Origin of the sequence: Anditalea andensis, from assembly GCF_000714815.1 — a bacterium.
In the GTDB taxonomy this organism is placed as follows: Bacteria; Bacteroidota; Bacteroidia; order Cytophagales; family Cyclobacteriaceae; genus Anditalea; species Anditalea andensis.
The window spans coordinates 180,628-203,500 of sequence record NZ_JMIH01000023.1; the positions used below are offsets into that span (position 1 = coordinate 180,628).

Sequence of the window (22,873 nt, forward strand, 5' to 3'; positions counted from 1 at the left end):
CCCCTGGTTCTTCTATGCTGCATTGGAGCACCCTCTAAAGCGCATTCGAGACCAAACCATTTAATTGTAAAATAAAAGATTAATCTATAACGCCTTCAAAATTATATATAAAAACAGCTTTCGGACCAGCTTCACTACACCCCCGTCAATCTTACATCCAGACTACTATTAAAAGAATTAAATATTACCTTTATAGCTTCCTTTATAGCTATAAACATTTGATGATGAATAAACCACGCGTTTCAATAATAGGATATGGCTGGTTAGGAGAGCCACTGGCCAGCTACCTAAAAGAAAAAGGTTTTCCGGTAAAAGGAAGTACTACTACTTCTGAAAAACTGAATAAGTTAACTGATACAGGCCTTGAGACTTATCTGCTAAAATTCAGTCCTCACCCCATAGGTAGGGCATTTCAAAATTTATTTGACACCGATATCCTCTTTATCAATATACCGCCGGCCCGCCGGAGCCAACCGGACAGCTTTCACCCCGAGCAGATCAAATACATAAAAGCCATGGCCATTCAATACAGAATACCAAAAATCATCTATACGAGCGCCACATCAGTATATCCAGACAACAACCAAAGAGCCACGGAAGCTAACACTATTAACGTATACGATAACCCCGCATTATATAATGCAGAGCAGATCCTCCGGAAAGAAAAAACATATGACCTCACGGTGATCAGGTACGGCGGACTGTTGGGCGTGGACAGGATACCTGGCAGGTATTTCTCAGGAAAAGAAAACGTGACAGGGGACACACCCGTAAATTACATCCACCGTGATGATGCAGTAGCACTCGCCGCTTGGATCATAGAAAACAGATTGTGGAATGAAACCTTTAACGGTGTAGCACCCCTCCATCCTCAGAGGAAAGATATATATGAGAAGAATGCCGCTGAGATGGGCTTCTCTTCTCCTATTTCATACGCAAAGATTGGAGAAAGTAAATGGAAAGAAGTAAGTTCTGCTAAAATTATAGCTACTGGATTTAAATTTAAATTTCCTGACCCTATGGATTTTGGGTATACTCTAAGCAAATAAACTAACGATATTATTGAGGTCAAAGACTATAAATCAAGATAAATGTTTTGAATTTGCGTTTTTGGATAGAACGAAACAATATCTTATTTCAAAGATTAAATATTTTTAAAGTATCTTTGTGAAAAAATTATTGTCATGACCGAAAATACGCATAAAGCAGGCTTTGTAAATATAGTGGGAAAGCCAAATGTAGGCAAATCCACCCTGATGAATGTGCTAATAGGTGAAAGACTTTCGATTATCTCCTCCAAGGCCCAGACTACCCGTCATAGGATCATGGGTATCATTAATGATGAAGATTTTCAGGTGGTATTTTCGGATACCCCCGGGATGTTGAAGCCTAAGTATGAGCTTCATAAAAGCATGATGAGCTTTGTCAATATGTCCCTGGAGGATGCAGATGTGATTCTTTTTGTAACCGATCTATTTGAAACTGATGAAGAAATAGAGGACGTGATTGAAAAGATTAACAAATCCGGTGTTCCGGTGCTTTTGGTCATCAATAAAATAGACCTCAGCAAGGAAAACCAATTAGAGGATGTAACCGCATACTGGACCCAAAGGATCACAGCGAGTACCGTCATCCCCATATCAGCAACCGAAGGCTTTAACACCGAACGTATCCTTCAGGAAATCTTAGACAGGTTACCTTTCCATCCGCCATTCTACGACAAGGAGGAACTTACAGATCGTCCGGAGCGTTTCTTCGCTTCTGAAATCATCCGCGAAAAAATCTTCAACAATTACAAAAAGGAAATACCATACAGCACGGAAGTGTCAGTAGTGGACTTCTTTGAAGAAGGAAAAATCATCCGTATACGTGCTGAGATATTTGTAGAGAGATCCAGTCAAAAAGGCATCATCATCGGTAATAAAGGAGCTGCCCTAAAAAGAATTGGTATACAGTCCCGAGAGGAACTGGAGCGATTCTTTGGGAAACAGGTCTTTTTGGAAACTCACGTGAAGGTGGAAGATAACTGGCGGAAAAATAAAAATAAATTGAGAAGATTTGGTTACGACCAATAGAAAATAGCAAAATGTCAAATATAGTAGCAATAGTAGGTAGACCAAACGTAGGTAAGTCTACCTTTTTCAATAGATTAGTAGAAGAAAGAAAAGCCATAGAGGATAACCTTAGTGGAGTAACCAGGGACCGTCATTATGGCCATGCCCAGTGGGGAGGAAAATTTTTCTCCGTCATAGATACCGGAGGATATGTGACCGGTTCAGAAGATGTATTTGAATCAGAAATCAGAAAACAGGTAAAACTCGCTTTGGATGAAGCTACCGTTATCCTGTTTGTAGTGGATTGTTATGATGGCCTTACAGACATGGACAAAGAATTTGCCAATGTACTGAGAGGTTCAGATAAGCCCATCTTCATAGTAGCCAATAAAGCTGATAGTCACGAAAGATTATTGACAGCCAACGAGTTTTACGAATTAGGAATAGGCGAACATGAAATTTTCCCGATTGCAGCAGCCAGCGGTCAGGGCACTGGAGACATCCTGGATGAGGTGATCAAACACTTCAAAGATGAAGGTAAAGAAGATCCTGATTTTGGAGTACCCAAGATTTCCATTCTGGGGAGACCAAATGTAGGAAAATCTTCTTTCCTGAATGCTTTGATAGGTACTGAGCGGTCCATCGTAACAGATGAAGCAGGCACCACTCGTGATGCCATTCACACCAGGTACAAATTATTTGGCCAGGATTTCATTATTACAGATACAGCTGGGATCAGAAAAAAAGCTAAGGTAAAGGAAGACATTGAGTTCTACTCGGTAATGAGATCCCTGCGTACCCTGGAAGAATCGGATGTCATCATCGTAATGGTAGACGCCACTAGGGGACTGGAAGCACAGGACATGAACCTGATCACCCTGGGTATCAAAAACAACAAAGGAATCATGATCATGGTGAACAAATGGGATCTGATTGAAAAAGATCACAAAACCATGGATACCTTTAAAGAGGATATGATCGGTAAATTAGGTGAAAACAAGTGGATACCCATTATCTTCACATCAGTAGTCTCCAAGCAAAGAATTTTTCAGGCAATTGAGCTGGCTGTCAAAGTTTATGAAAATAAAACCAAGAAGATAGCCACCTCAAAACTGAACGATATTATCCTTCCGGAAATAGAAAGATACCCCCCACCAGCGTGGAAAGGAAAGTATATAAAAATCAAATATATCACGCAATTACCTACAAAAAATCCAATTTTTGCTTTCTTTTGTAATCTTCCACAATATATAAAATCACCTTATACCAGGTACCTGGAAAACCGAATAAGAGAGCATTTTGATTTTCAAGGAGTGCCAATAAAAATCACTTATAAGAAGAAATAAATAATAATTTATCGTTTTGCTTGACAAAATGGAAACAGATTGTACCTTTGTTCCGTAATTTAAGAAATAGAAACAATTATGAACAAATTATTTACATTACTAGCAGTAGCAGGTTTGATCTTCACTTCTTCTTGTGGAAACCAAGAAACAGCAAATGAAGAGACAATCGAAGTATCAGTTGACGAAACTGAAGAAGTAGAAATGGACACTTTAGAATTCGAATCTGAAGAGATCGAATCAGAAGAAGAAGTTTCAACTGAAGATGTAGCTGCTTAATTTAATTAAGACTTGAAATTCGGAAGAGCTTTGATTATTCAAAGCTCTTTTTTTATAATCGTCCACTGAGTGTGAACATGTCGGTTTTGCTTTTATTTAAGCGCCTCCCCCTGTAATCATTTGCCTATCCACCTATTCTAACTACATTTACTGTTCTGATAAATAGATTTTATACAGAAGAAGTCAAATTGCATCAAATTTTTAAAAAAACCATTATTGATCATTTTATTAGTAAATTCGTGACTTGCTGATCGATGAATATCAATAAAGAAATCTTCCAAATGCTGCAGGAGCAGGTCCCTGAAAATGCTGCACAATACTGTTTTGATCTTTGGTTAGAAGATCCTTTTCACTTTATTATATCAAAATCCAGATCTTCCAAACTGGGAGATTTCAGGTTTAGAAGTGACCGTAAAATACAGACCATTACCATCAATTACGACCTGAACCCTTACCAGTTTCTCATCACCTATATCCATGAAGTGGCACATTATAGGGCCTTTAAAAGATGGGGGATAAATATTAAACCCCATGGTACGCACTGGAAAAATATATTTAGGTCATTGATGGCCCCCATATTGTCAGATTTGATATTTCCTAGAGATATTCTTATCCCGCTAAAACGTCACCTCCTTAATCCTAAAGCCAGCTCTGGTGCAGATTTATTTTTAAACAGGGAAGTCAGAAAATATGATTTGAACAAAAAAGAAGGTCATATCCTCTACCTGAATGACATTAAGGTCGGCGAGGAGTTTATGCTGAAAGGAAGGCTGTTTAAAAAAGAAAATACCCGCAGGACGCGGGTATTATGTCTCGAAATAGCATCTGGAAAGAAATACCTTGTTTCAGTTCATGCTGAGGTAGAAAGGAATTAACGCCCATCTGAATAATGATCTATCGCTGATCTTACAGAGCCATGTGTCAAAAGCATTTCTTTGGCTATCTCTTCTTCTAGTCCAGTGGCCTCCATGATCATACGGGTACCTCTTTTTACCAATTTTTCATTGGACAATTGCATATCTACCATTTTATTACCCTTCACTTTACCAAGTTTTATCATCACACTGGTAGAAACCATATTTAAGACCAGCTTCTGGGCCGTGCCAGACTTCATCCTAGTACTACCGGTAACAAATTCAGGACCTACCACCACTTCTATAGGATAGGTCACTGATTTGCCTAAAGGTGATCCTGCATTGCAGGTAATACATCCGGTCAACAGGTTATTGGCCTTTGCAGCAGTCACCCCACCGATCACATAAGGAGTCGTACCAGATGCAGCTATTCCTATTACCGTATCATATGGGTTATAGCCATATGCACTGATATCTTGCCAGGCCTGATCTGGGTCATCCTCAGCATTTTCCACGGCTTTTCGTATAGCAGCATCGCCTCCGGCAATAATCCCTATGACCATATCATATGGTACACCGTAAGTGGGAGGGCATTCGCTTGCATCCAAAATTCCCAATCTGCCACTGGTACCCGCACCTATATAAAACAACCTCCCCCCTTTAGCCATTCTCGGAACTATCTGCTCGACCAGGTCTACTATGGCCTGTTGACAGTGGGCTACTGCTATCGGGACGGTCTGATCCTCTTTATTCATGTTAAAAATAAGCTCCGAAACGCTCATTTTATCTAAATCATTATAAGTGGAATTACTTTCAGTCGTATTCATTGCATCATTTCTTTATGGTATAAGGTCAGTCCCGCTATAGGAGACGATATCGTCATATGTATATGTATGCCAAGCTCTAATGCGGTCTTCCGGAGTATATCACTGTTATGATAAGCTATTGACCCTACAAAACTTACCGGCTTGGATTGAAAATCATCATAGTGCATCACATGTTTTGCAAAGAAATCGTGAAAAGCCTTGTGAAACAATCCATAACAGTACGGGTCTTTCTTATTGGCATATAAAAAATGACAGAATGTGGCCATATATCTCCCTGGAAAAGGCTTTTGATATACATTCTCCTGAATTTCCAGGGCAGAGAGATTATATTCCTTTGTCACTTTTTCTTTGATGTGATAGGGCATTTCATCATAAATATAATCGTGGAGGAACTGCCTCCCTATATAGGCACCGCCACCTTCATCTCCCAGAATGTATCCTGGAGAAGGCCTGGTGGCTATAATATATTCTCCGTCATAATCGCAGCTATTAGAGCCAGTCCCCAAAATACAGGCTATGCCCATATTTTTACCACAGGTAGCCCTCGCTGCGGCCAGCAAATCATGATCTACGTGTATGTCTGCAGAAGGAAAAATACTTAATAGCGCATTTTTGACAATCTCTCTATTTTTAGGATTAGAACAGCCAGCTCCATAATAAAAAATGCCGGAAACCTTGTCACTGATAGCAAAGAGATCTTTGAGTTGAAGAGCTTTTATCATCTCCTCTAACCCCTGATAGTAAGGATTAAATCCAACTGTCTTGATCTGACCTATATTTCCGTCCTCATCTATATATCTCCAGTCCGTTTTACTGGAGCCACTATCAGCTATTAATATCATATTACGCCAGTTGACCTATGGGTTCAAATTTATCAAACACTTTATCTGTATGGGGGGCATCGCGTAGTTCTTCCGTGAGGTCCTGACCTGCCCAGTGCTCGTAGTGCATCCCCTTGTTCCAAAGCCGAGAACTGCTGACATCATATACCAGACCACGGAACGCTATCCAGATCTCAGGTTTATCTTGACCATTTCTCAATGCCAGTTGCTGACGGGTATATACTTTCATCTGTTTATAGTTGTTTTTTTGAGGCCCAGATGGAGACTAGCATGGCTTTCCCTTAATATTGTCGGGGCCATCAGGGGATCACATTTATGCTCTATGGCATCTACTTTAGTAAAGCTTTAACTGGGCATTAATCCACCGTTCGGGTATTTCACCGTTTTGCGCAGTCCTATAATCCTGATAGCTGCAGGGAATGATCATATCCCTATCGAATTTTTCCTTTCCGATCTGTGGTATTTCCATCCACCATTTGCCACTGATCTTGCTTTTATAGAAGATAAATGAAGACGGTTTGGAATCCAGTGACACAGTATATTTGATATAATCGCTGCTTTTAAACGATAGGCTGTCTTTACGGTGATAAAATCCTTCTACGAAATACCATATCATAGTGGCTATAACAGCAGCTGTTTTATACCTACTGTCATCGTAATAAGGCTGGTAACCATATATGCCGATAGAACTCAACTTCTCATTCATGCCAGCAAACCAGCATATCTGGCAGGCTTCCTCAGCAGTTAACCCATAGGGTTGGGCATCCGCAGCTCCAGGGGCATCTGCAGACTGAATTGAACTGATGTCAAAACTTAGCAGATCAGCATTTCTGATCATAGGCTCTATTTCCTTAAAATTATCTCTCAACTGCCCCAATCGCACATGATCAAAATATAGCTTTTCCATAACATTGACCAGATCCCTATCTGTAAGAAAGCTTTGATATGCGAGCTGGGTGTAATTAAACAGAAAATTAGGCTGATGCAATATGATATCCTGTGAGTGTATATCATTGGGCATACCCTCATCTTCCATATCAATCTTGGCATCTACAGTGAGCATACTGACCAGCTTTTTCATACCTTCATAAGAGAGGTACTGGCCGAAATCCAAGTCATGTGTCCCACCAATATAGATAGGCAAAACCTGTTTTTTCATCAAATATTCCCCTACAGCCTGTATCCTAAGGTTTGTTTCCTTTAAATCAAGGCCATTGCGCAAATCACCTAAATCTGCTACCTTATAGTGTGACTGTCCCCTTTTGAGCTCGTAAAGCTTTTGTCTGATTTCAGTGGCTGCAGTAGGTATAGACCGGCTGTCTTTAATGCCACGCCCTTCGGTAAGGCCGATAATGGCTATCTGTAGCCCTTTTAAATCAGGAAATGTCTCTCCATAATAATTGATCTGGCTGAAAAATGAATTATGGGGTAACTTCAGTTCAGTAAGTGATTCCGCTATAGGGTCAAAATAAATCTGTAAATCCATATTCTAGATGGTAGAACTTAAAATTAATCAAAAAAACCACAAAGCAACAAAAAAGTCCTGCTTTTGCAGGACTCTTATTCATTTTTGTTAACCTCCGAAGTCATCGAATCGGATATTCTCTTTAGGTACTCCCATGTCATCTAACAGCTTTAGCACAGCTGAGTTCATCAATGGAGGTCCGCATAGGTAATATTCAATTTCGTCCGGTTCAGGATGATCCTTAAGATAGTTATCGTAAAGCACCTGGTGGATAAATCCAACATAGCCATCACCTTCTTTATCATCTAAGGTCTTTTTGACTTTCCAGTTATCCTCTTTCATTGGTTCCGATAGACCTATATGGAAGTTGAAATTCGGGAAATCTTTTTCTATATCCCGGAATTGAGGAGTATAAAACAACTCTTTTTTAGACCTACCTCCATACCAGTAAGAAACTTTTCTGTCAGTTTTCTCTGTATGGAATAAATGGAAGATATGTGATCTCAATGGAGCCATACCAGCACCGCCACCGATATATATCATTTCTCTATCAGTTGGGTTGATATGGAACTCACCGTATGGTCCAGAGATGGTAACTTTATCACCTTTTTTACGGGAGAACACGTAAGAAGAACAGATACCTGGATTGACATCCATCCATTTATTATTAGCCCTATCCCATGGCGGGGTAGCTATACGGATGGTAAGCATCACGATATTACCTTCTGCTGGGTGATTGGCCATAGAGTAAGCCCTGAATAGCTCCTCATCATTTTTCATAGTAAGATCCCAAAGACCGAACTTATCCCAATCACTCTGATACACATCCTGCGGGTGACCTAAGTCAGGATGGGGAGTAATATCCATATCCTTGAAATTTACAGTAATAGCGGGTACATCTATTTGAACATATCCTCCTGATTCAAAATCGAGGTTTTCCCCTTCCGGAAGTCTTACCACAAATTCTTTAATAAAAGTAGAAACGTTATAGTTAGATACCACTTCGCAGTCCCACTTTTTAATGCCGAATATTTCCTCAGGAATCCTGATCCTCATATCCTGCTTCACTTTCACTTGGCAGGAAAGTCTTACCTTCTCCTTCTGCTCGGTACGGCTTAAGTGACCTACTTCTGTAGGAAGCACTTCTCCCCCTCCATCTTCTATCACACATTTGCACATAGCGCAGGTACCTCCACCTCCACAGGCGGATGGCAGGAATATTTTCTTGCCTCCTAGGGTATTAAGCAATGTCGACCCTGCAGCAGCAATGATCGGATTCTTCTCGTCCCCGTTGACAATAATCTTAACATCTCCTGATTGGACCAGTTTGGACTGGGCAAATAGAAGAATAAAAACTAGTAGCAGAATAATTAAAGTAAATGCTACAATCGAAGTAATGATTACTGAAGTCATTTAACAACTTTTTTCTTTTGGTTTTCAGTATACTGCCCTTATTTAAGGGAGTACAAATATATCTAATATTCAATAATTCTGGTCATGAAGCACCTAATTTTTAGGTTTATTTAGACCTTTATGTCCAATTAATTTCTCAAAAGTTTAAGTAAAGTGCCCAGACGATTTTTCATTTGTCTCCTATCTACTATAAAATCAAGAAACCCGTGCTCTAATACAAATTCTGAACTTTGAAATCCTTTGGGAAGATCTTTACCGATCGTTTCGCGGATAACCCTAGGGCCAGCAAAGCCAATTAACGCACCAGGTTCGGCTATATTCAGGTCCCCAAGCATTGCATAGGAAGCTGTCACCCCCCCGGTAGTTGGGTCTGTAAGGAGGGATATATAAGGTATTCCCGCATTGTCCAACAAAGCCAATTTGGCTGAGGTTTTGGCCATCTGCATCAAACTAAACCCCGCTTCCATCATCCTGGCACCCCCTGATTTAGAAATCATCAAAAATGGGATCTTATTTTTCAGTGAGTAGTCTATAGCCCTGGCTATTTTCTCCCCTACTACAGACCCCATAGAGCCTCCTATAAAATTAAAATCCATACATGATATGACCACATCCTCTCCGTTTAATTTCCCAACGGCTGTACGGACAGCATCATTCAGCTCAGTTTTCTTTATCGTCTCTTCTATTCTGGTAGTATAGGGCTTACTGTCTACAAACTGTAAAGGATCCCCAGAAGTCAGATTTCCATCTAATTCTTCAAATTTGTTTTCATCAAAAAGAATTTCAAAATACTCTTTTGACCCGATCTTTACATGATAATCGTCATCAGGACATACATATGCATTGCTCTTCAGCTCTCGGGTATGGATGATATTACCTTTGGGAGTTTTATACCAGAGACCATCAGGAGCATCCTTTTTCTCCTCTGTGGAAGTCTTAATTCCTTTATCTGTTCTTTTAAACCAAGCCATAAATTTATCTTTAATTTAATCCGTAGATCAAGCTACCGGGATTACAAATTTATATGTATTATCCATTAAATAAAACCTTATGGTAATTCTCAACCATTTTATTACTTCAGCACATCCTCAATATCAGCTTGTCCCCGCTCCATCAACACTCGAGTTTTAGGTAATGTTTCAGGATATTCACGTTGGATAAAGTCCAGCATCTCTTCTCTCACATAACAACGGAGGTCAAAAGCTGAAGGGCTGTCCCTGGCACTCATCAGGCACCTTAACTCCACTGTACGCTCCTTTACATCCGTCACCTGAAGGACCTGAACCTTCTTATCCCACAATGGCGTACTATCCAGTATCTCTTTTAATTTATTCTTCATCACCTTCACCGGAACAGTATGATCTACATACAAAAAAACTGTGCCCCATATATTGGCAGTGGTTCTGGTCCAGTTCTGAAAAGGTGTTTCCAGAAAATAATTAATAGGAAGGATGAGCCGCCGCTGATCCCAAATCCTTACCACCACATAGGTCAGGTTAATCTCTTCTATCTTTCCCCACTCGCCTTCAAGCACTACTACATCATCTATCCTAATGGGCTGCGTAAAGGCTATCTGGAAGCCCGCCAATAAATTCGCTATAGACTTTTGGGCTGCAAAACCCACTATAATACCAGCAATACCTGCAGAAGTAAGCAATCCTGCCCCTATTCTCCTGGCTGACTCTATGCTCATCAGGATAAATGAGAGCGCTACTATCACAATCAATACCACCACTAATTTCCTAACAAAATTTATCTGTGTAAACATTCTCCGTTCTCGAAGATTGTCATCCTTTTCGAATGAAAAGTTTTCAATAAAGGAATGCCGGAGGACATTGCTCAACTCTATAAGTATCCATGAAATAGAAACAATCATAAATATGCTGAACAATGGGTAATTTCGTATCTGCTCCCAACGGTCCGGTGCAAATAAGGGTTCAGCTATGGGCCACAATACGAAAAACAAGCCCCAACTCAATGAATTTCTAAGCTTAAGGACTGAATTTGTTCCTTTATCTGTCTTGGGCCTAAAGAAAATTTTCAAGGCTGGTCTAAAAAGTAACCCTATCACTGCATGGCTGATGATCAAGGTACCTATCAGGGATCCAATAAGAATCAACCTATCAGTTAAATACTGTTCCGTAAAGATTTCCATAAATTCTGTAATGTTATGTTTTTAATAATGAACAAACTGTTCAATAATTCTTCCAATTTTAATTATTAAGAAAGGAATCCATTATTTTACACTACAAAATTTTCATAATATCTCAAATTAATAGATCTTATGTTCAAATTCTAGTAGACCTTTAATACATATACATTCATCATGCCTTTGATTTATCTTTTATTTATATCTTCAGCAATACTAGGGTCCGCATATTACCTTTATGGAAATTATGTTTTTAAAAAATTCAAAATACATAATACTAATGTCACACCTGCACACCGCCTCAAAGACGGAATAGATTATGTGCCCAGTAAACCTATTGTTGTTCTGGGCCACCATTTCGCTTCCATAGCAGGAGCTGGACCAATAGTGGGGCCTATTATAGCAGTATCTTTTGGTTGGATTCCGGCGGTAATCTGGATTTTGGTGGGAGGTATATTTTTTGGAGCTGTCCATGATTTGGGCAGTATGGTAGCCTCTCTCAGAAATGACGGCAAGTCAATAGGAGTAATCATACAACAAAATATAGGCAAGAAGGGAAAACTATTATTTATGCTATTCAGTTTTTCTACTTTAATTCTGATTATAGGTGTTTTTGCTGTTATCATAGCCAAAACCTTTGTCTCCAACCCTGGAGTAGCATCTGCATCCTTACTATTCATTGTCTTGGCCATCACTTTTGGCATGTTAAACAAGCTCTGGCCCTCAAGGATAGCTTTTGTAATATTGTCTATCCTCGGAGTGATACTGATGTATTTTTTTGTTTATTTAGGTATGCAGCTGCCTTTTACGCTAGACTACCGACTATGGATTTACATTTTGCTGGCCTATGGTTTTATAGCATCTGTAACCCCGGTCACCATCTTACTTCAGCCTCGGGATTATTTAAATAGCTTTTTACTATATGGCCTGATCCTATCTGCAGTGATTGGGGTAATAGTGGCCAACCCAAGTATTACCATGGATACTGATGTGCAATTCTATTCAGAGAATATAGGATTTTTATTTCCGGTCCTTTTTGTGACCATTGCATGTGGGGCGATCAGTGGGTTTCATTCTTTGGTAGCTTCAGGCACCACATCAAAACAGATAGATCAGGAAAAGGACGTGAAATTGATAGGATTCGGGGGGATGCTCATAGAATCTTTCTTGGCGATTATTTCAGTGGGCGCCGTTATAGTAATCAGCAGGCAGGAATATACCCTGAGGCTCACCGGCGAGGGACCAGTCAGCCTTTTTGCTGATGGCCTAGGCGGGATGATAGCCGCACTGGGCATTTCAGCCCCTTTTGCGATTGGTTTTGTGGCGCTTACGGTATCTGCATTTGCCTTGACTACTTTAGACACCTGTACGAGATTGGCTCGCTTTACTTTTCAGGAATTCTTTGAGGATGTGAAGCATCCTGCTGCACAGGCATTGGCACATAATAGGTTTATGGCTACAGGTGTAGTAGTGGTTTTGGCTGCCTTACTTCTACTTTCTGGGGAATTCACCACTTTATGGCCTATATTTGGTTCAGCTAATCAATTACTGGCAGCATTGGCATTATTAGCAATAGCTGTTTGGCTTACTAAACAAAAGGTGAATTCACGATTCGTACTCATCCCCATGTTTTTTATGTTTGCCGTCACGATGACATCATTAGTGCTATTCGCCTGGAAAAACTATCAGGAAAAGATATTTACACTTGCCATTATTGCAGCAGTACTTTTTGTACTTTCATTGGTGTTAATACTGCTGGCCAGGAATAAATTAAGTTTTAAAAAAGATTCACAGGGAGTAAATACATGAGTTATACTTTCAAGTATACTGTTATGCTTTATTTAATAATAAGCATAGCAACCCTCCTTACCGGATGCAATAAAATAGGCGACGAGGATCCTAAAATAACCAGTGGTAAAAATATCCGGGATGCCAAAAGACCTATCGGCGCATCAGCGAGAGAAATATTATCATCTTCCCTATTTGAGTCCATAGAAGTAGAGCTTCAATATATGAAAGGATTCGAACCCACTCCTGAATTGGTGGACAATATCAAGCTCTTCTTAGAAGAGCTGATCAATAAACCCGGAGGAATTAAAGTATTTTTGTCATCAATAGAACCACTTAAAAAGGCTACATATACACTTCAAGATATACGGGAAATAGAAGATACTCACCGTAATGCTTACAATGCAGGGAAAAAACTGGGAGTGTACATTTTATTCTTGGATGGATATTCTTCAGAAGATAATAATAATAGCACCACCTTTGCTTTAGTCCATAGAAATTCCTCCGTGGCCATGTTTGCTAAAAGAATAAGGGAACGAAGTGACAGAATCGGCCATCCTCCTCGGTCCCTACTGGAAAACACTGTGGCCAGACACGAACTGGGGCACCTGATGGGACTGGTAAATGTAGGGTCTGGCATGCAACATACCCACGAAGACCCTAATCATGCTGGGCACTGTGATAGCAGAGACTGCCTCATGTTCTGGGCTGTAGAGTCGGGCAGTATCTTTAATCTAGTCCAGGAGGGACGTATTCCCACACTAGATGTAAACTGCAGAAAAGATCTTAAAGCGAATGGAGGAATATAGTTTATGTGGGTAGATTAATGGTACATCCTCAAAACTCAAGACCAACCTTTCATGAAATGCATTAAAGGATGTATCCTAATTGTAGGCATAAATCATTAATAGGTCATTTTCAGTTGGCACCATCATATTTTGCCCTGATGACCGCATAAGCACCTATTTTTTTACCCTGATCTAATCCCACTTCGGAGTCAAAGCGATAATGGATACCCCCATACACCCTGGAATCAGCCGCCTCTTGTGCCCATTTTCTATACTTGGCTTCCTCAGCCGGGAAGAAGTAACTAAGCACTTCGGCAGCCGCACCGGAAAATGTACTATGCCCTGATGTATACGCCGGAAAATTAGGCGTCCCCAATATGGTTTTAAATCCAGGAATGGCTTGGATCGGTCTAGGATAATGATAATAGTATTTTGTATCCCAGCAACTGATGCCTGCATCAACTATAGCCATGTTCATATAAGCAAAGACGCGGGCAGAACGAATTGGATTCAGTTTATATTTGACTATGCTTTCTTTAGCGAATCTATTCCAATGACCTGGGGGGGTATAAGTACCGAGACCATCCTGCCACCAGTTCGCTATTTTCCGCTGTTCGCTGGTTAAGTTTTTTGAATAACGCTTAAGTTCTTCCACATCTTTCATAAATTGAGGAGAATTAAGGGCAGGTGGCGAGGCAGGGCGAACTTCCTCCACAGTGGGCACATTCCACATTTTTACCTTTCCAAATAAAGGGGTCAACCCTACTAGTCTTTTAGGCGTCTCCATGTTTTCCCATGCCCAGCCAAATCCTTCAAAAGCAGCATTTTTTATAGAATCAGAAACATGCTTTGAAGTCTGTGCGTTTTTCATTCCATCTGTAGATGCTCTGATCAATGCCATCCGTGCTACTTCAGTGCCGATTATTTTTCCAGCTTCCAGATCACTTTGTACATTTACTCCAGCCCAAATCAAACTTTGTAAATGCTCCTCAGCCAGTTTACTAAGGTATTCTTTTTCCAGTGGGAACATGGCTGACAAAATATCCCTTGATGTGATAGCCAATACTGCCCCATCAGAAGGGTAAGAGGGAAGTTCATTTTTATGATATGCAAATACAATAGAAGGATCACTTACATAAGGAGACGGCCGATTATACAAATACTTATAATGCCAAGCTGTGATGAGACCATCCAGCTGTGCCACACTTAAATAAGCAAATGCCCGGCTAGCATATGGAGGGTGTGCAAAAGGAAAGTATGGCTTCGCTCCAGGATTGTTTGGATCTGGTAGGGTATAAGTACCATCAGGATTTGGTCCAGGTATCAAATTGTATTTTGCCGCCAACTCCAAACCTATCTCGTTCCATCTTACTATCGGATTATTTGACCAATAACTGATGATGTCTCTTTGGTGGGCAGTCAGTTTAGATATTGCTTCTTTTGATGCGTTTAGTTCAGCTTTGTACGCCAGAGAAGTTGTTTCTGTAGGTTTAGCTATATAAATTTGATTGACATCCTCAAGCAATACAGGACTCCATAAGCCTCCGTTTTCATCCAGACTTGCAAATTCATAATCATTAAATTTAAAATAGGATGGAAGTTCTTCCTCACTGCATGAAAAAAGAAACATTAGGGCAAAACTAATCCCTGTATAGAAGGTAAAGCTATTTTTCATACAGCTAATTAATGGTTAAATGCCTGAAATTGATAAGTAATCCCTATGCCTAGCGTAGCGTTTTTCCCAATATTTCTACCGCCTATAACTTGATTGTAATAAGCCAATACGCCCAATCCCTTTCGGCCATTAATGTAATACTGCACCCATGAACCAATTTGTTCAACCTCCGTTTTGTTAGTAGGTTGACCAGAATTATAGGGACGGATATCGTCACCACTTAGACAATTCAAACTCATATAGGTAAGCTCTAATCTAAGTTGATTATTCATAGCCCAATAACCTATAGCTGCATGAAAATTCAAAGCATTTGGTACATCCATATATTGAGAATAAATACTCCCGTTATTATAATAATAATCTCTTTCTACTTCGGCCTGCCCTCTTATTAAATAGGCAAGTGCTGACCTGAAAATTAATCCATTGTCCAGTTTATATGCAGCTATTCCTCTTAATCCTAATTCCGGTGCACCAAACCCTATGCTGAACGGAGCATAATCAGATAGATATTGGCTCATAGGTGTGGCATAGCTTACATTGGAAAGCAATGTAATGTTTCCTGTACCTACACGTCTTTTCAGCAGCTCCGCTTTTAAGGAGAGATTCAAATCCTGTAAACCCGACTGGCCTTTTTGGGTGCCGCCCGAGGCTTCTGTTGCAACATAAGGGACTATGGCAATTAAATTTATCCTTTCTGTAAGCCCAGCAGCTACCATTACCATACCCGCCTGCCGGGTTAAAGTGCCTATATTGTCGTTTTTTCTTAAAAAGTTACCTTCCCAATACTGGTTCCAAACCCCATGTTCATAAATCATGGCAATACATACCTCACCTTTCCCCATTTTTACCTCATCCCATGGCATTTGCGCATAGGCAGATTTGATGCATAGGTAGAAAACTATTAAACCTATGGATGACTTGAAATATTTATTCATATTTTGAATTATACCTAAAAATTGAAATAATATATTATATAATCTTCATATATGCAATAATAATAATCTTATCTAGCATTTTTTAGCCTTATCTTTACGAGCCCATTATACACAGATATAAGCCACTAAATCTAGTTACTAATTTACATCAGTTTTACCGAAATCACATATCATTCAAATGATGCGCAAATATATGTGATATCAACTGTAATAAGTGTATTTTAAAACAGTTCACAAAAAATTAATTTTTATAAATGGTATGCGCCATAATGCCTCGTTAAATTATAGCAAATCCTGCAGTTCCTGAAAATCGTTGCAGTCAATTTAAAAAACAGGGGTATTTTAAATATTAATTATGTAATCTAAAAAAAAAGGCAATAAAAATATTGCCCCTAATTCATTAAATCTAACATATAAAAATGTAGACGTTAATCTTTAACCTCTACATAATCGATATATTCACCATCTATACTATTAGTATCCCGAGTTCTCTTTTCTTGATGGCCTTTGGGAATATAATCTACATTTACATTCCCATTTTTAGGTTTTGCTTTTTGAGTTTCTTCCCTTTGCACATTATTTACCTGATCCACAAATCTTTTCAGTTTGCTCTTTAAAAAAAACTTAAGCAATTGAGAAAAAATCCAAGATAATGCGATGGATATGATAAGAAATTTCAATATAAAACCCATTTGATCTCTTATTTGAAATGGTGGTGACTATAGTTTATAAATAGCGGTACTTACATGAAGTACCGCTTTAATATTAATCTATCTGCTTAAGTAAAGGTTCCTTTCTGAATAGATCTTAAGAAAATAATCATCCATAAGATCTTCTATGAAATAAATGGCTTCTCCGGTAGATTTCATTTCTGGCCCCAATTCTTTGTTTACATTAGGAAACTTGTGGAATGAAAAGACAGGTTCTTTGATCGCATATCCATTTTTATAAGGTTTGAATTCAAAATCCGTCACCTTTTTCTCTCCCAACATTACCTTTACGGCATAGTTTACATAAGGTTCACGATAAGCCTTACAAATGAAAGGTACGGTCCTAGATGCTCTAGGGTTAGCCTCTATTACATAAACTTTATCATTTTTGATGGCAAACTGTATATTGATCAGGCCTTTTGTTTTTAAAGCGAGGGCTATTTTTTCTGTATAGGTCTCTATCTGGCGGATCACCAAGTCTCCCAAATTAAATGGGGGAAGGACCGCATAGGAATCGCCTGAATGTATCCCTGCAGGCTCTATATGCTGCATGATTCCTATGATGTAAACATTCTCACCGTCACAGATGGCGTCAGCTTCTGCTTCTATTGCATTTTCAAGAAAATGGTCCAAAAGTATTTCATTATTTGGAATATCCCTTAAGACATTTACTACATGCTCTTCCAGTTCCTTTTCATTGATCACGATCTTCATCCCTTGACCACCCAAAACATAGGACGGTCTAACTAAAAGCGGAAAACCAATAGTTTTACACAACTCAAGTGCCTCATCCGTATTATGTATGGTCCCAAATTCTGGATAGGGCACATTATTTTCTTTTAAAAGATTGGAAAATCTGCCACGGTCTTCTGCCAAATCCAGTGCTTCATAGCTGGTGCCTAATATAGGAATTCCATATTTATCCAATTTCTCTGCCAGCTTAAGTGCTGTCTGCCCTCCCAGTTGCACAATCACACCAATAGGTTTTTCATGCAGTATGATTTCATATATATGTTCCCAAAATACCGGCTCAAAATAAAGCTTGTCAGAAATATCAAAATCAGTAGATACAGTCTCTGGATTACAGTTGATCATAATGGTTTCATACCCGCATTCTTTGGCTGCTAAAACACCATGTACACAGGAATAGTCAAACTCTATCCCCTGGCCTACTCTGTTAGGCCCAGAACCCAACACGACTACTTTTTTTCTATCTGAAGCATCACTCTCGTTTTCCTCACCAAAGCTCGAGTAGTAATAAGGGGTCTTCGCTTCAAATTCAGCCGCACAGGTATCTACGAGTTTATATACCCTTTTGATATCCATTTGATCCCTACGCTTATCAAACACTTCACTTTCAAGACAGTCCATCAGATGGGCGATCTGCCTATCAGCATACCCCTTCTTTTTAGCCTGTAACATCAATTCCTTTGGCATGGTGTCCAATGTGAATTTAGAAATCTCGGCTTCTAAATGTATAAGTTCTTCAATCTGTTTTAGGAACCACTTATCGATCTTGGTCAGATTCTGAATCGTTCTGAATGAAATACCCAGCTTAAATGCATCGTATACATGAAATAACCTGTCCCAGCTAGGGTTGGCTAAGCTATATAAAATTTGGTCTTGATCCTTCAGCTCTTTGCCGTCAGCTCCCAGTCCATTTCTTTTTATTTCTAGTGACTGACATGCTTTCTGTAAGGCTTCCTGAAAATTTCTGCCAATCCCCATCACTTCCCCTACAGACTTCATGGATAGACCAAGTCTACGGTCAGAACCTTTAAACTTGTCAAAGTTCCAACGCGGTATCTTAACGATCACATAATCTATGGCCGGTTCAAAAAAGGCCGAAGTAGTACCGGTAATAGAATTTTTCAATTCATCCAGGTTATAGCCAATGGCCAATTTGGCGGCCACTTTTGCGATAGGATATCCGGTAGCCTTTGATGCCAGGGCAGAAGATCTCGATACCCTTGGATTGATTTCGATACCAATGATGGTCTTGTTATCAGGGCTCACTGAAAACTGTACGTTACATCCTCCGGCAAAATGACCGATCCCGTTCATCATCTTGATGGCCTGGTTTCGAAGTTCCTGGTATACCGTATCGGGAAGTGTCATGGCTGGTGCCACAGTAATTGAATCACCGGTGTGCACACCCATAGGGTCAAAGTTCTCTATAGAACAGATGACCACCATATTGCCTATATTATCCCGCAGGACTTCAAGTTCATATTCTTTCCATCCTACGATGCTCTGCTCTATCAGTACTTCGTGGGTAGGTGAGGCCGTAAGGCCGGCAGTAAGTGCCTTTTCAAAATCTTCAGGCTTATCCACAAAACCACCTCCGGTACCACCCAAGGTATAGGATGGCCTGATCACAAGAGGATAACCGATTTCCTGTGCTATCTCATGGCCCTGAAGATAGGAGGTTGCTGTTTTACCGATACAAACACCTACATTTAATTTTTCAAGTAGAGCCTTAAATTTTTCCCTGTTCTCTGCAGTTTCGATGGCGTCCACATCTACGCCGATCATACGGATATTAAATTTATCCCATATCCCTGCTTTATCGCAGTCCATCGCTAGATTTAGAGCGGTCTGACCTCCCATGGTGGGAAGCACGGCATCGATGTCCGGATGGTCTTTGAGGATTTTGATGATGGATTTCTTTTCGAGGGGGAGAAGGTAAACGTTATCGGCAGTAACCGGGTCCGTCATGATGGTGGCAGGATTGGAATTGATCAGGGTTACCGTGATCCCTTCTTCCCTTAATGACCGGGAGGCTTGGGAACCTGCGTAATCAAATTCGCAAGCTTGGCCGATGACAATGGGACCTGAACCGATAATGAGTACATGTTTGATGCTACTATCCTTAGGCATTATGTGTGAGGTTTTAGTCGATAAGATACTGATGGCTAAATTGGGGCAAAATTAGGTAAAAAAAATTAAGTATCCTTGTATAATTAAAAATTTGGCATGCAAAAGTATCTGATACGCTGTGCTAACGGTAGCAGATGCCAGTTGAAAATTTGACGGGGAATATCAGAATTTGATTACACCAAATTCTAAATATCAAACATCGAATATCAATTCAAAACCTCGCTAAGTATATTGAAAGAACGCATTATTAAGATTACATTTTATGCTCTTATACCTCTCAACAGCAATGGGGTAGGAAACATTAAATAATCATCCGAAAAATAAAAAATGACCATAAAGGATAGGGTGGACAAATGTCCCGGTACATGGGTATGCTATTTTGGATAGTAGGTGGACCGTAGGATAACCCAATATGATCTACCCAATTAAAAATCAAAATAATTAATATTAACCGCTAATTTTCTTTTTTAGGTTCAGACACATAAAATATGGGTATATAATAATAAATCATGCTTCCCCCGGAATGTTGAATACAGACTAATAGAGTTAATGATCCCTCTTAATTATTCCTTCTTAATACTTTTTTCCCTGTCCCTGTTTCCGCTAAGTCATCCTGCCCTCTCCATTTAAAAGATTTTTCGTCTATGGCCCTCATGGTGCACAGCACCCCTTCTAAATGGTCATATTCATGCTGGATAAGTTCTGACAGCGCACCAGAGACATGCCATTCATGATCCGCCCAGTTTTCGTCCTTATATCGAAGTGTTAGGGATTCATGACGACGGATTTTCACCAGCAGATTTGGAAAACTCATGCAGTCGTCCCATAGTTCAATCATTTTTTCGCTTGGTTGGACTATATCGGGATTGATGATAATGTAAGTTTTATCCAGATGTAGGTAAAACAGACGCTTCATGATCCCCAACTGTGGCGCCGCTATCCCCCGACCAAACGCATACTTTTCCCGGATGTCTTCCATAGCCTCATGCAGATCCTGTACCCACTGACTTACCTGCGGCAACTCCTCTTCCCTTACCTCCTCGCAGGTCTCATATAAGCGGGGATCACCAAGTTTTAAGATGTCGTTAACTGATTTCATGATGATGACATGGTATACACCAATAAGTTATTATGGGAAAATTGATATCAGTAAAAAATGTATTATAAAATCTACTGAATCACCTTGATGGCATTCGTTTTATATTTGGAATAATGAAATTCATAATCATTTGATATTATCTATCGAAAAATAAAGACCGCAATTTTATTTACGATCTTTATTTTTCTGATTTTTTGAAATGAGGTACTAATGTTAGTAAACATTCATTATATGATGATTAAAGCAATCAGATCTTACTGATGCTCATCCCTCAGAAGGTCATTAACAGTCTTTACAGGATTAAACGTAATCAGAGGAACCTCCACAAAAAGGGTATTCCAGTCCGCCATAGCTCCGTTCCAAAGGCCAGGCAGCTCCATGGCCTTCAAAACTTTACCGCTTTTAGATTTTTCAGTTATAAACCCTGTTTTTAGATCTCTATATTTTAACAAATCAAATTTTTCACCTTTATAATCTTTTGTGGCACAAAGCAGGTCTACAGGATTGAAATGGGTAGAGGACTGCAGGATTTCCTTTTGGGATGAATCATCCAAATCTATCTGGGCCGTTTCTGCTATCTGAAGCGAAATCGATCCATCACGCTCTTTTACCCAAAACGGACCTCCACCAGGTTCTCCTGTATTTTTTACCATGCCGCATATTCTAAAAGGCCTGTTAAGCTTAGACCGGAGGTATTTCCCTTTTTCTTCAAGGTTCATACCTTGATAATTTTCAGGAAGTTTTCCCTGAAGCAGATCAGTCATGACCTGCTGAGCGTAATCCACCGCATCCTGTCCCAATTGTTTCTCCAGACCATCAAGCCCATGGAAGATTTTTTCCTGAATGTCCAGTAAAAGTCCACCCAAAGCCATTTTATATGCCTTAGTGGTATCTTTTAATCTATCAGGGACTACATTATCGATGTTTTTTATAAATATAAGATCACCATCTATTTCATTTAAGTTTTCCAAAAGTGCTCCATGCCCGGCAGGACGAAAGAGGATGCTGCCGTCTTCCTCTTCAAATGGGCTATTATCTGGATTGACCGCTATGGTATCAGTAGCCTTATTCTGCTGTGAAAAGCTGACATCGAACTTTACACCGAATTCTTTTTCTAATTTCGGCTGAATATCATTGATCTCTTTATGAAAGCGATCCTCATGCTCTGGAGATACTGTAAAGTGCAGCCTTACGGTGTGATCTCTTCCCTCCCCATAAAGTACTCCTTCTATAAAGTGCTCATAAGTAGGAGTCCTGTCGTGGTCTTCATAATGATGGAATTTCAAAAGACCTTTGGGAAGACTTCCGTAACCCAGCCCTTTGTCCTCCAGAAGGTAGCTGATGATCGATTGGTAATCCTTGCCCTCTATAGCCTCTTGGATACCTGATCCTGACTGCTTCATGCTACTGTCCAGATCACTATAAAATGCAAATTTATCAATATTATCTATAAACCGCTGTACAAAAGGGCTTTTGGTGATGTCGCCATCACCTTCCAGGAATGCAAAAAGATCCTTAAACATCCGAGATGCAGCCCCACTGGCTGGTATAAATTTTATAATTTTTTTGCTGCTCGCCTTTTCTGAATATTGTCTTGTATATTCATTCAATTCTTCTTCTGAAAATTCCTTTATGCCATTACCAATACTTGCGGCTTCCTGTATAGGTAAAAATGGAAATCCGTTGACAAAATTATCAATCTGCTCTTTTGCATTTTCGGGAGACATTCCCTGTTCTGAAATCTTCTGTTGTAAAATGTGGTCCATAGATAG

General features: G+C 39.7%; 20 protein-coding genes. 7 read left to right on the top strand and 13 right to left on the bottom strand.

Features of this window, described 5'->3' with window-relative positions; all coding sequences use genetic code 11:
- Positions 1 to 221: 221 nt before the first annotated feature.
- The 5 genes from EL17_RS15425 (at position 222) to EL17_RS15445 (ending at position 4,551) form a co-directional block, all read left to right on the top strand.
- Positions 222 to 1,049: an epimerase gene (locus tag EL17_RS15425; protein WP_240486004.1), complete on the top strand. Its 828-nt coding sequence runs from the start codon at positions 222 to 224 to the stop codon at positions 1,047 to 1,049.
- A gap of 135 nt (positions 1,050 to 1,184) precedes the next feature.
- The gene (gene era, locus EL17_RS15430; RefSeq protein WP_035075992.1) at positions 1,185 to 2,075 is read left to right on the top strand and encodes a GTPase Era; all 891 of its coding nucleotides are present in this window, start codon (positions 1,185 to 1,187) and stop codon (positions 2,073 to 2,075) included.
- 11 nt (positions 2,076 to 2,086) lie between these two features.
- Positions 2,087 to 3,400 carry a ribosome biogenesis GTPase Der gene (der, locus tag EL17_RS15435; RefSeq protein ID WP_035075994.1) on the top strand — a complete coding sequence of 438 codons (1,314 nt, stop codon included), beginning with the start codon at positions 2,087 to 2,089 and terminating at the stop codon, positions 3,398 to 3,400.
- Between the two features lie 78 nt (positions 3,401 to 3,478).
- Positions 3,479 to 3,676, top strand: coding sequence for a hypothetical protein (locus EL17_RS15440; RefSeq protein ID WP_035075996.1), 198 nt, complete (start codon positions 3,479 to 3,481; stop codon positions 3,674 to 3,676).
- 254 nt (positions 3,677 to 3,930) lie between these two features.
- Entirely contained in the window at positions 3,931 to 4,551 is a 621-nt protein-coding gene (locus EL17_RS15445; RefSeq protein WP_035075998.1) for a SprT family zinc-dependent metalloprotease, read from the top strand.
- Here EL17_RS15445 and murQ read toward each other — a convergent pair.
- The 7 genes from murQ to EL17_RS15480 all read right to left on the bottom strand — a co-directional run bounded on the left by murQ (position 4,548) and on the right by EL17_RS15480 (position 11,232).
- Complete coding sequence (murQ, locus tag EL17_RS15450) at positions 4,548 to 5,357, bottom strand: N-acetylmuramic acid 6-phosphate etherase (RefSeq protein ID WP_035076001.1); 810 nt, start codon at positions 5,355 to 5,357, stop codon at positions 4,548 to 4,550. The two genes, EL17_RS15445 and murQ, sit on opposite strands and share 4 nt — an antisense overlap.
- Positions 5,354 to 6,199: an N-acetylglucosamine kinase gene (locus tag EL17_RS15455; protein WP_035076012.1), complete on the bottom strand. Its 846-nt coding sequence runs from the start codon at positions 6,197 to 6,199 to the stop codon at positions 5,354 to 5,356. The genes murQ and EL17_RS15455 overlap by 4 nt, the downstream gene beginning before the upstream one ends.
- A gap of 1 nt (position 6,200) precedes the next feature.
- On the bottom strand, positions 6,201 to 6,428 hold the full coding sequence (locus EL17_RS15460; RefSeq protein WP_035076014.1) for a cytochrome b5 domain-containing protein: 228 nt from the start codon (positions 6,426 to 6,428) through the stop codon (positions 6,201 to 6,203).
- 105 nt (positions 6,429 to 6,533) lie between these two features.
- The gene (locus EL17_RS15465; RefSeq protein ID WP_035076016.1) at positions 6,534 to 7,685 is read right to left on the bottom strand and encodes a formimidoylglutamase; all 1,152 of its coding nucleotides are present in this window, start codon (positions 7,683 to 7,685) and stop codon (positions 6,534 to 6,536) included.
- 87 nt (positions 7,686 to 7,772) lie between these two features.
- The gene (gene nqrF, locus EL17_RS15470) at positions 7,773 to 9,077 is read right to left on the bottom strand and encodes an NADH:ubiquinone reductase (Na(+)-transporting) subunit F (RefSeq protein ID WP_035076019.1); all 1,305 of its coding nucleotides are present in this window, start codon (positions 9,075 to 9,077) and stop codon (positions 7,773 to 7,775) included.
- 128 nt (positions 9,078 to 9,205) lie between these two features.
- On the bottom strand, positions 9,206 to 10,048 hold the full coding sequence (gene accD / locus EL17_RS15475; RefSeq protein ID WP_035076021.1) for an acetyl-CoA carboxylase, carboxyltransferase subunit beta: 843 nt from the start codon (positions 10,046 to 10,048) through the stop codon (positions 9,206 to 9,208).
- A 101-nt stretch (positions 10,049 to 10,149) separates the two neighbouring features.
- Complete coding sequence (locus tag EL17_RS15480) at positions 10,150 to 11,232, bottom strand: mechanosensitive ion channel family protein (protein ID WP_035076023.1); 1,083 nt, start codon at positions 11,230 to 11,232, stop codon at positions 10,150 to 10,152.
- Positions 11,233 to 11,403: 171 nt separating this feature from the next.
- Here EL17_RS15480 and EL17_RS15485 point away from each other — a divergent pair, with 171 nt between their 5' ends.
- Both EL17_RS15485 and EL17_RS15490 read left to right on the top strand, forming a co-directional pair.
- Positions 11,404 to 13,035, top strand: a complete 1,632-nt coding sequence (locus EL17_RS15485) for a carbon starvation CstA family protein (protein WP_035076025.1) — start codon at positions 11,404 to 11,406, stop codon at positions 13,033 to 13,035.
- Positions 13,036 to 13,058: 23 nt separating this feature from the next.
- Positions 13,059 to 13,823 (top strand): hypothetical protein, encoded by a 765-nt coding sequence (locus EL17_RS15490; protein ID WP_164675105.1) that lies wholly within the window; start codon positions 13,059 to 13,061, stop codon positions 13,821 to 13,823.
- Positions 13,824 to 13,932: 109 nt separating this feature from the next.
- Here EL17_RS15490 and EL17_RS15495 read toward each other — a convergent pair whose 3' ends face one another.
- The 6 genes from EL17_RS15495 to EL17_RS15520 form a co-directional block, all read right to left on the bottom strand.
- On the bottom strand, positions 13,933 to 15,477 hold the full coding sequence (locus EL17_RS15495; protein WP_035076027.1) for a phosphatase PAP2 family protein: 1,545 nt from the start codon (positions 15,475 to 15,477) through the stop codon (positions 13,933 to 13,935).
- Between the two features lie 8 nt (positions 15,478 to 15,485).
- Positions 15,486 to 16,412, bottom strand: a complete 927-nt coding sequence (locus EL17_RS15500; protein ID WP_035076040.1) for a hypothetical protein — start codon at positions 16,410 to 16,412, stop codon at positions 15,486 to 15,488.
- Positions 16,413 to 16,840: 428 nt separating this feature from the next.
- Complete coding sequence (locus EL17_RS15505) at positions 16,841 to 17,104, bottom strand: hypothetical protein (RefSeq protein ID WP_035076042.1); 264 nt, start codon at positions 17,102 to 17,104, stop codon at positions 16,841 to 16,843.
- A gap of 78 nt (positions 17,105 to 17,182) precedes the next feature.
- On the bottom strand, positions 17,183 to 20,002 hold the full coding sequence (gene carB / locus EL17_RS15510; protein ID WP_035076044.1) for a carbamoyl-phosphate synthase large subunit: 2,820 nt from the start codon (positions 20,000 to 20,002) through the stop codon (positions 17,183 to 17,185).
- A gap of 559 nt (positions 20,003 to 20,561) precedes the next feature.
- Positions 20,562 to 21,101, bottom strand: coding sequence for a peptide deformylase (locus EL17_RS15515; RefSeq protein WP_051720026.1), 540 nt, complete (start codon positions 21,099 to 21,101; stop codon positions 20,562 to 20,564).
- 254 nt (positions 21,102 to 21,355) lie between these two features.
- Positions 21,356 to 22,867, bottom strand: coding sequence for a DUF4301 family protein (locus EL17_RS15520; protein WP_035076046.1), 1,512 nt, complete (start codon positions 22,865 to 22,867; stop codon positions 21,356 to 21,358).
- Positions 22,868 to 22,873: the final 6 nt, after the last annotated feature.

Coding starts and splice junctions, on each gene's coding strand:
- EL17_RS15425 (WP_240486004.1), top strand. CDS start 222: ATGATGAATAAACCACGCGTTTCAATAATAGGATATGGCTGGTTAGGA.
- nqrF (WP_035076019.1), bottom strand. CDS start 9,077: ATGACTTCAGTAATCATTACTTCGATTGTAGCATTTACTTTAATTATT.
- EL17_RS15520 (WP_035076046.1), bottom strand. CDS start 22,867: ATGGACCACATTTTACAACAGAAGATTTCAGAACAGGGAATGTCTCCC.
- EL17_RS15495 (WP_035076027.1), bottom strand. CDS start 15,477: ATGAAAAATAGCTTTACCTTCTATACAGGGATTAGTTTTGCCCTAATG.
- EL17_RS15480 (WP_035076023.1), bottom strand. CDS start 11,232: ATGGAAATCTTTACGGAACAGTATTTAACTGATAGGTTGATTCTTATT.
- accD (WP_035076021.1), bottom strand. CDS start 10,048: ATGGCTTGGTTTAAAAGAACAGATAAAGGAATTAAGACTTCCACAGAG.
- murQ (WP_035076001.1), bottom strand. CDS start 5,357: ATGAATACGACTGAAAGTAATTCCACTTATAATGATTTAGATAAAATG.
- EL17_RS15515 (WP_051720026.1), bottom strand. CDS start 21,101: ATGAAATCAGTTAACGACATCTTAAAACTTGGTGATCCCCGCTTATAT.
- der (WP_035075994.1), top strand. CDS start 2,087: ATGTCAAATATAGTAGCAATAGTAGGTAGACCAAACGTAGGTAAGTCT.
- EL17_RS15455 (WP_035076012.1), bottom strand. CDS start 6,199: ATGATATTAATAGCTGATAGTGGCTCCAGTAAAACGGACTGGAGATAT.
- carB (WP_035076044.1), bottom strand. CDS start 20,002: ATGCCTAAGGATAGTAGCATCAAACATGTACTCATTATCGGTTCAGGT.
- EL17_RS15445 (WP_035075998.1), top strand. CDS start 3,931: ATGAATATCAATAAAGAAATCTTCCAAATGCTGCAGGAGCAGGTCCCT.
- EL17_RS15505 (WP_035076042.1), bottom strand. CDS start 17,104: ATGGGTTTTATATTGAAATTTCTTATCATATCCATCGCATTATCTTGG.
- EL17_RS15490 (WP_164675105.1), top strand. CDS start 13,059: ATGCTTTATTTAATAATAAGCATAGCAACCCTCCTTACCGGATGCAAT.
- EL17_RS15465 (WP_035076016.1), bottom strand. CDS start 7,685: ATGGATTTACAGATTTATTTTGACCCTATAGCGGAATCACTTACTGAA.
- EL17_RS15485 (WP_035076025.1), top strand. CDS start 11,404: ATGCCTTTGATTTATCTTTTATTTATATCTTCAGCAATACTAGGGTCC.
- EL17_RS15500 (WP_035076040.1), bottom strand. CDS start 16,412: ATGAATAAATATTTCAAGTCATCCATAGGTTTAATAGTTTTCTACCTA.
- EL17_RS15440 (WP_035075996.1), top strand. CDS start 3,479: ATGAACAAATTATTTACATTACTAGCAGTAGCAGGTTTGATCTTCACT.
- EL17_RS15460 (WP_035076014.1), bottom strand. CDS start 6,428: ATGAAAGTATATACCCGTCAGCAACTGGCATTGAGAAATGGTCAAGAT.
- era (WP_035075992.1), top strand. CDS start 1,185: ATGACCGAAAATACGCATAAAGCAGGCTTTGTAAATATAGTGGGAAAG.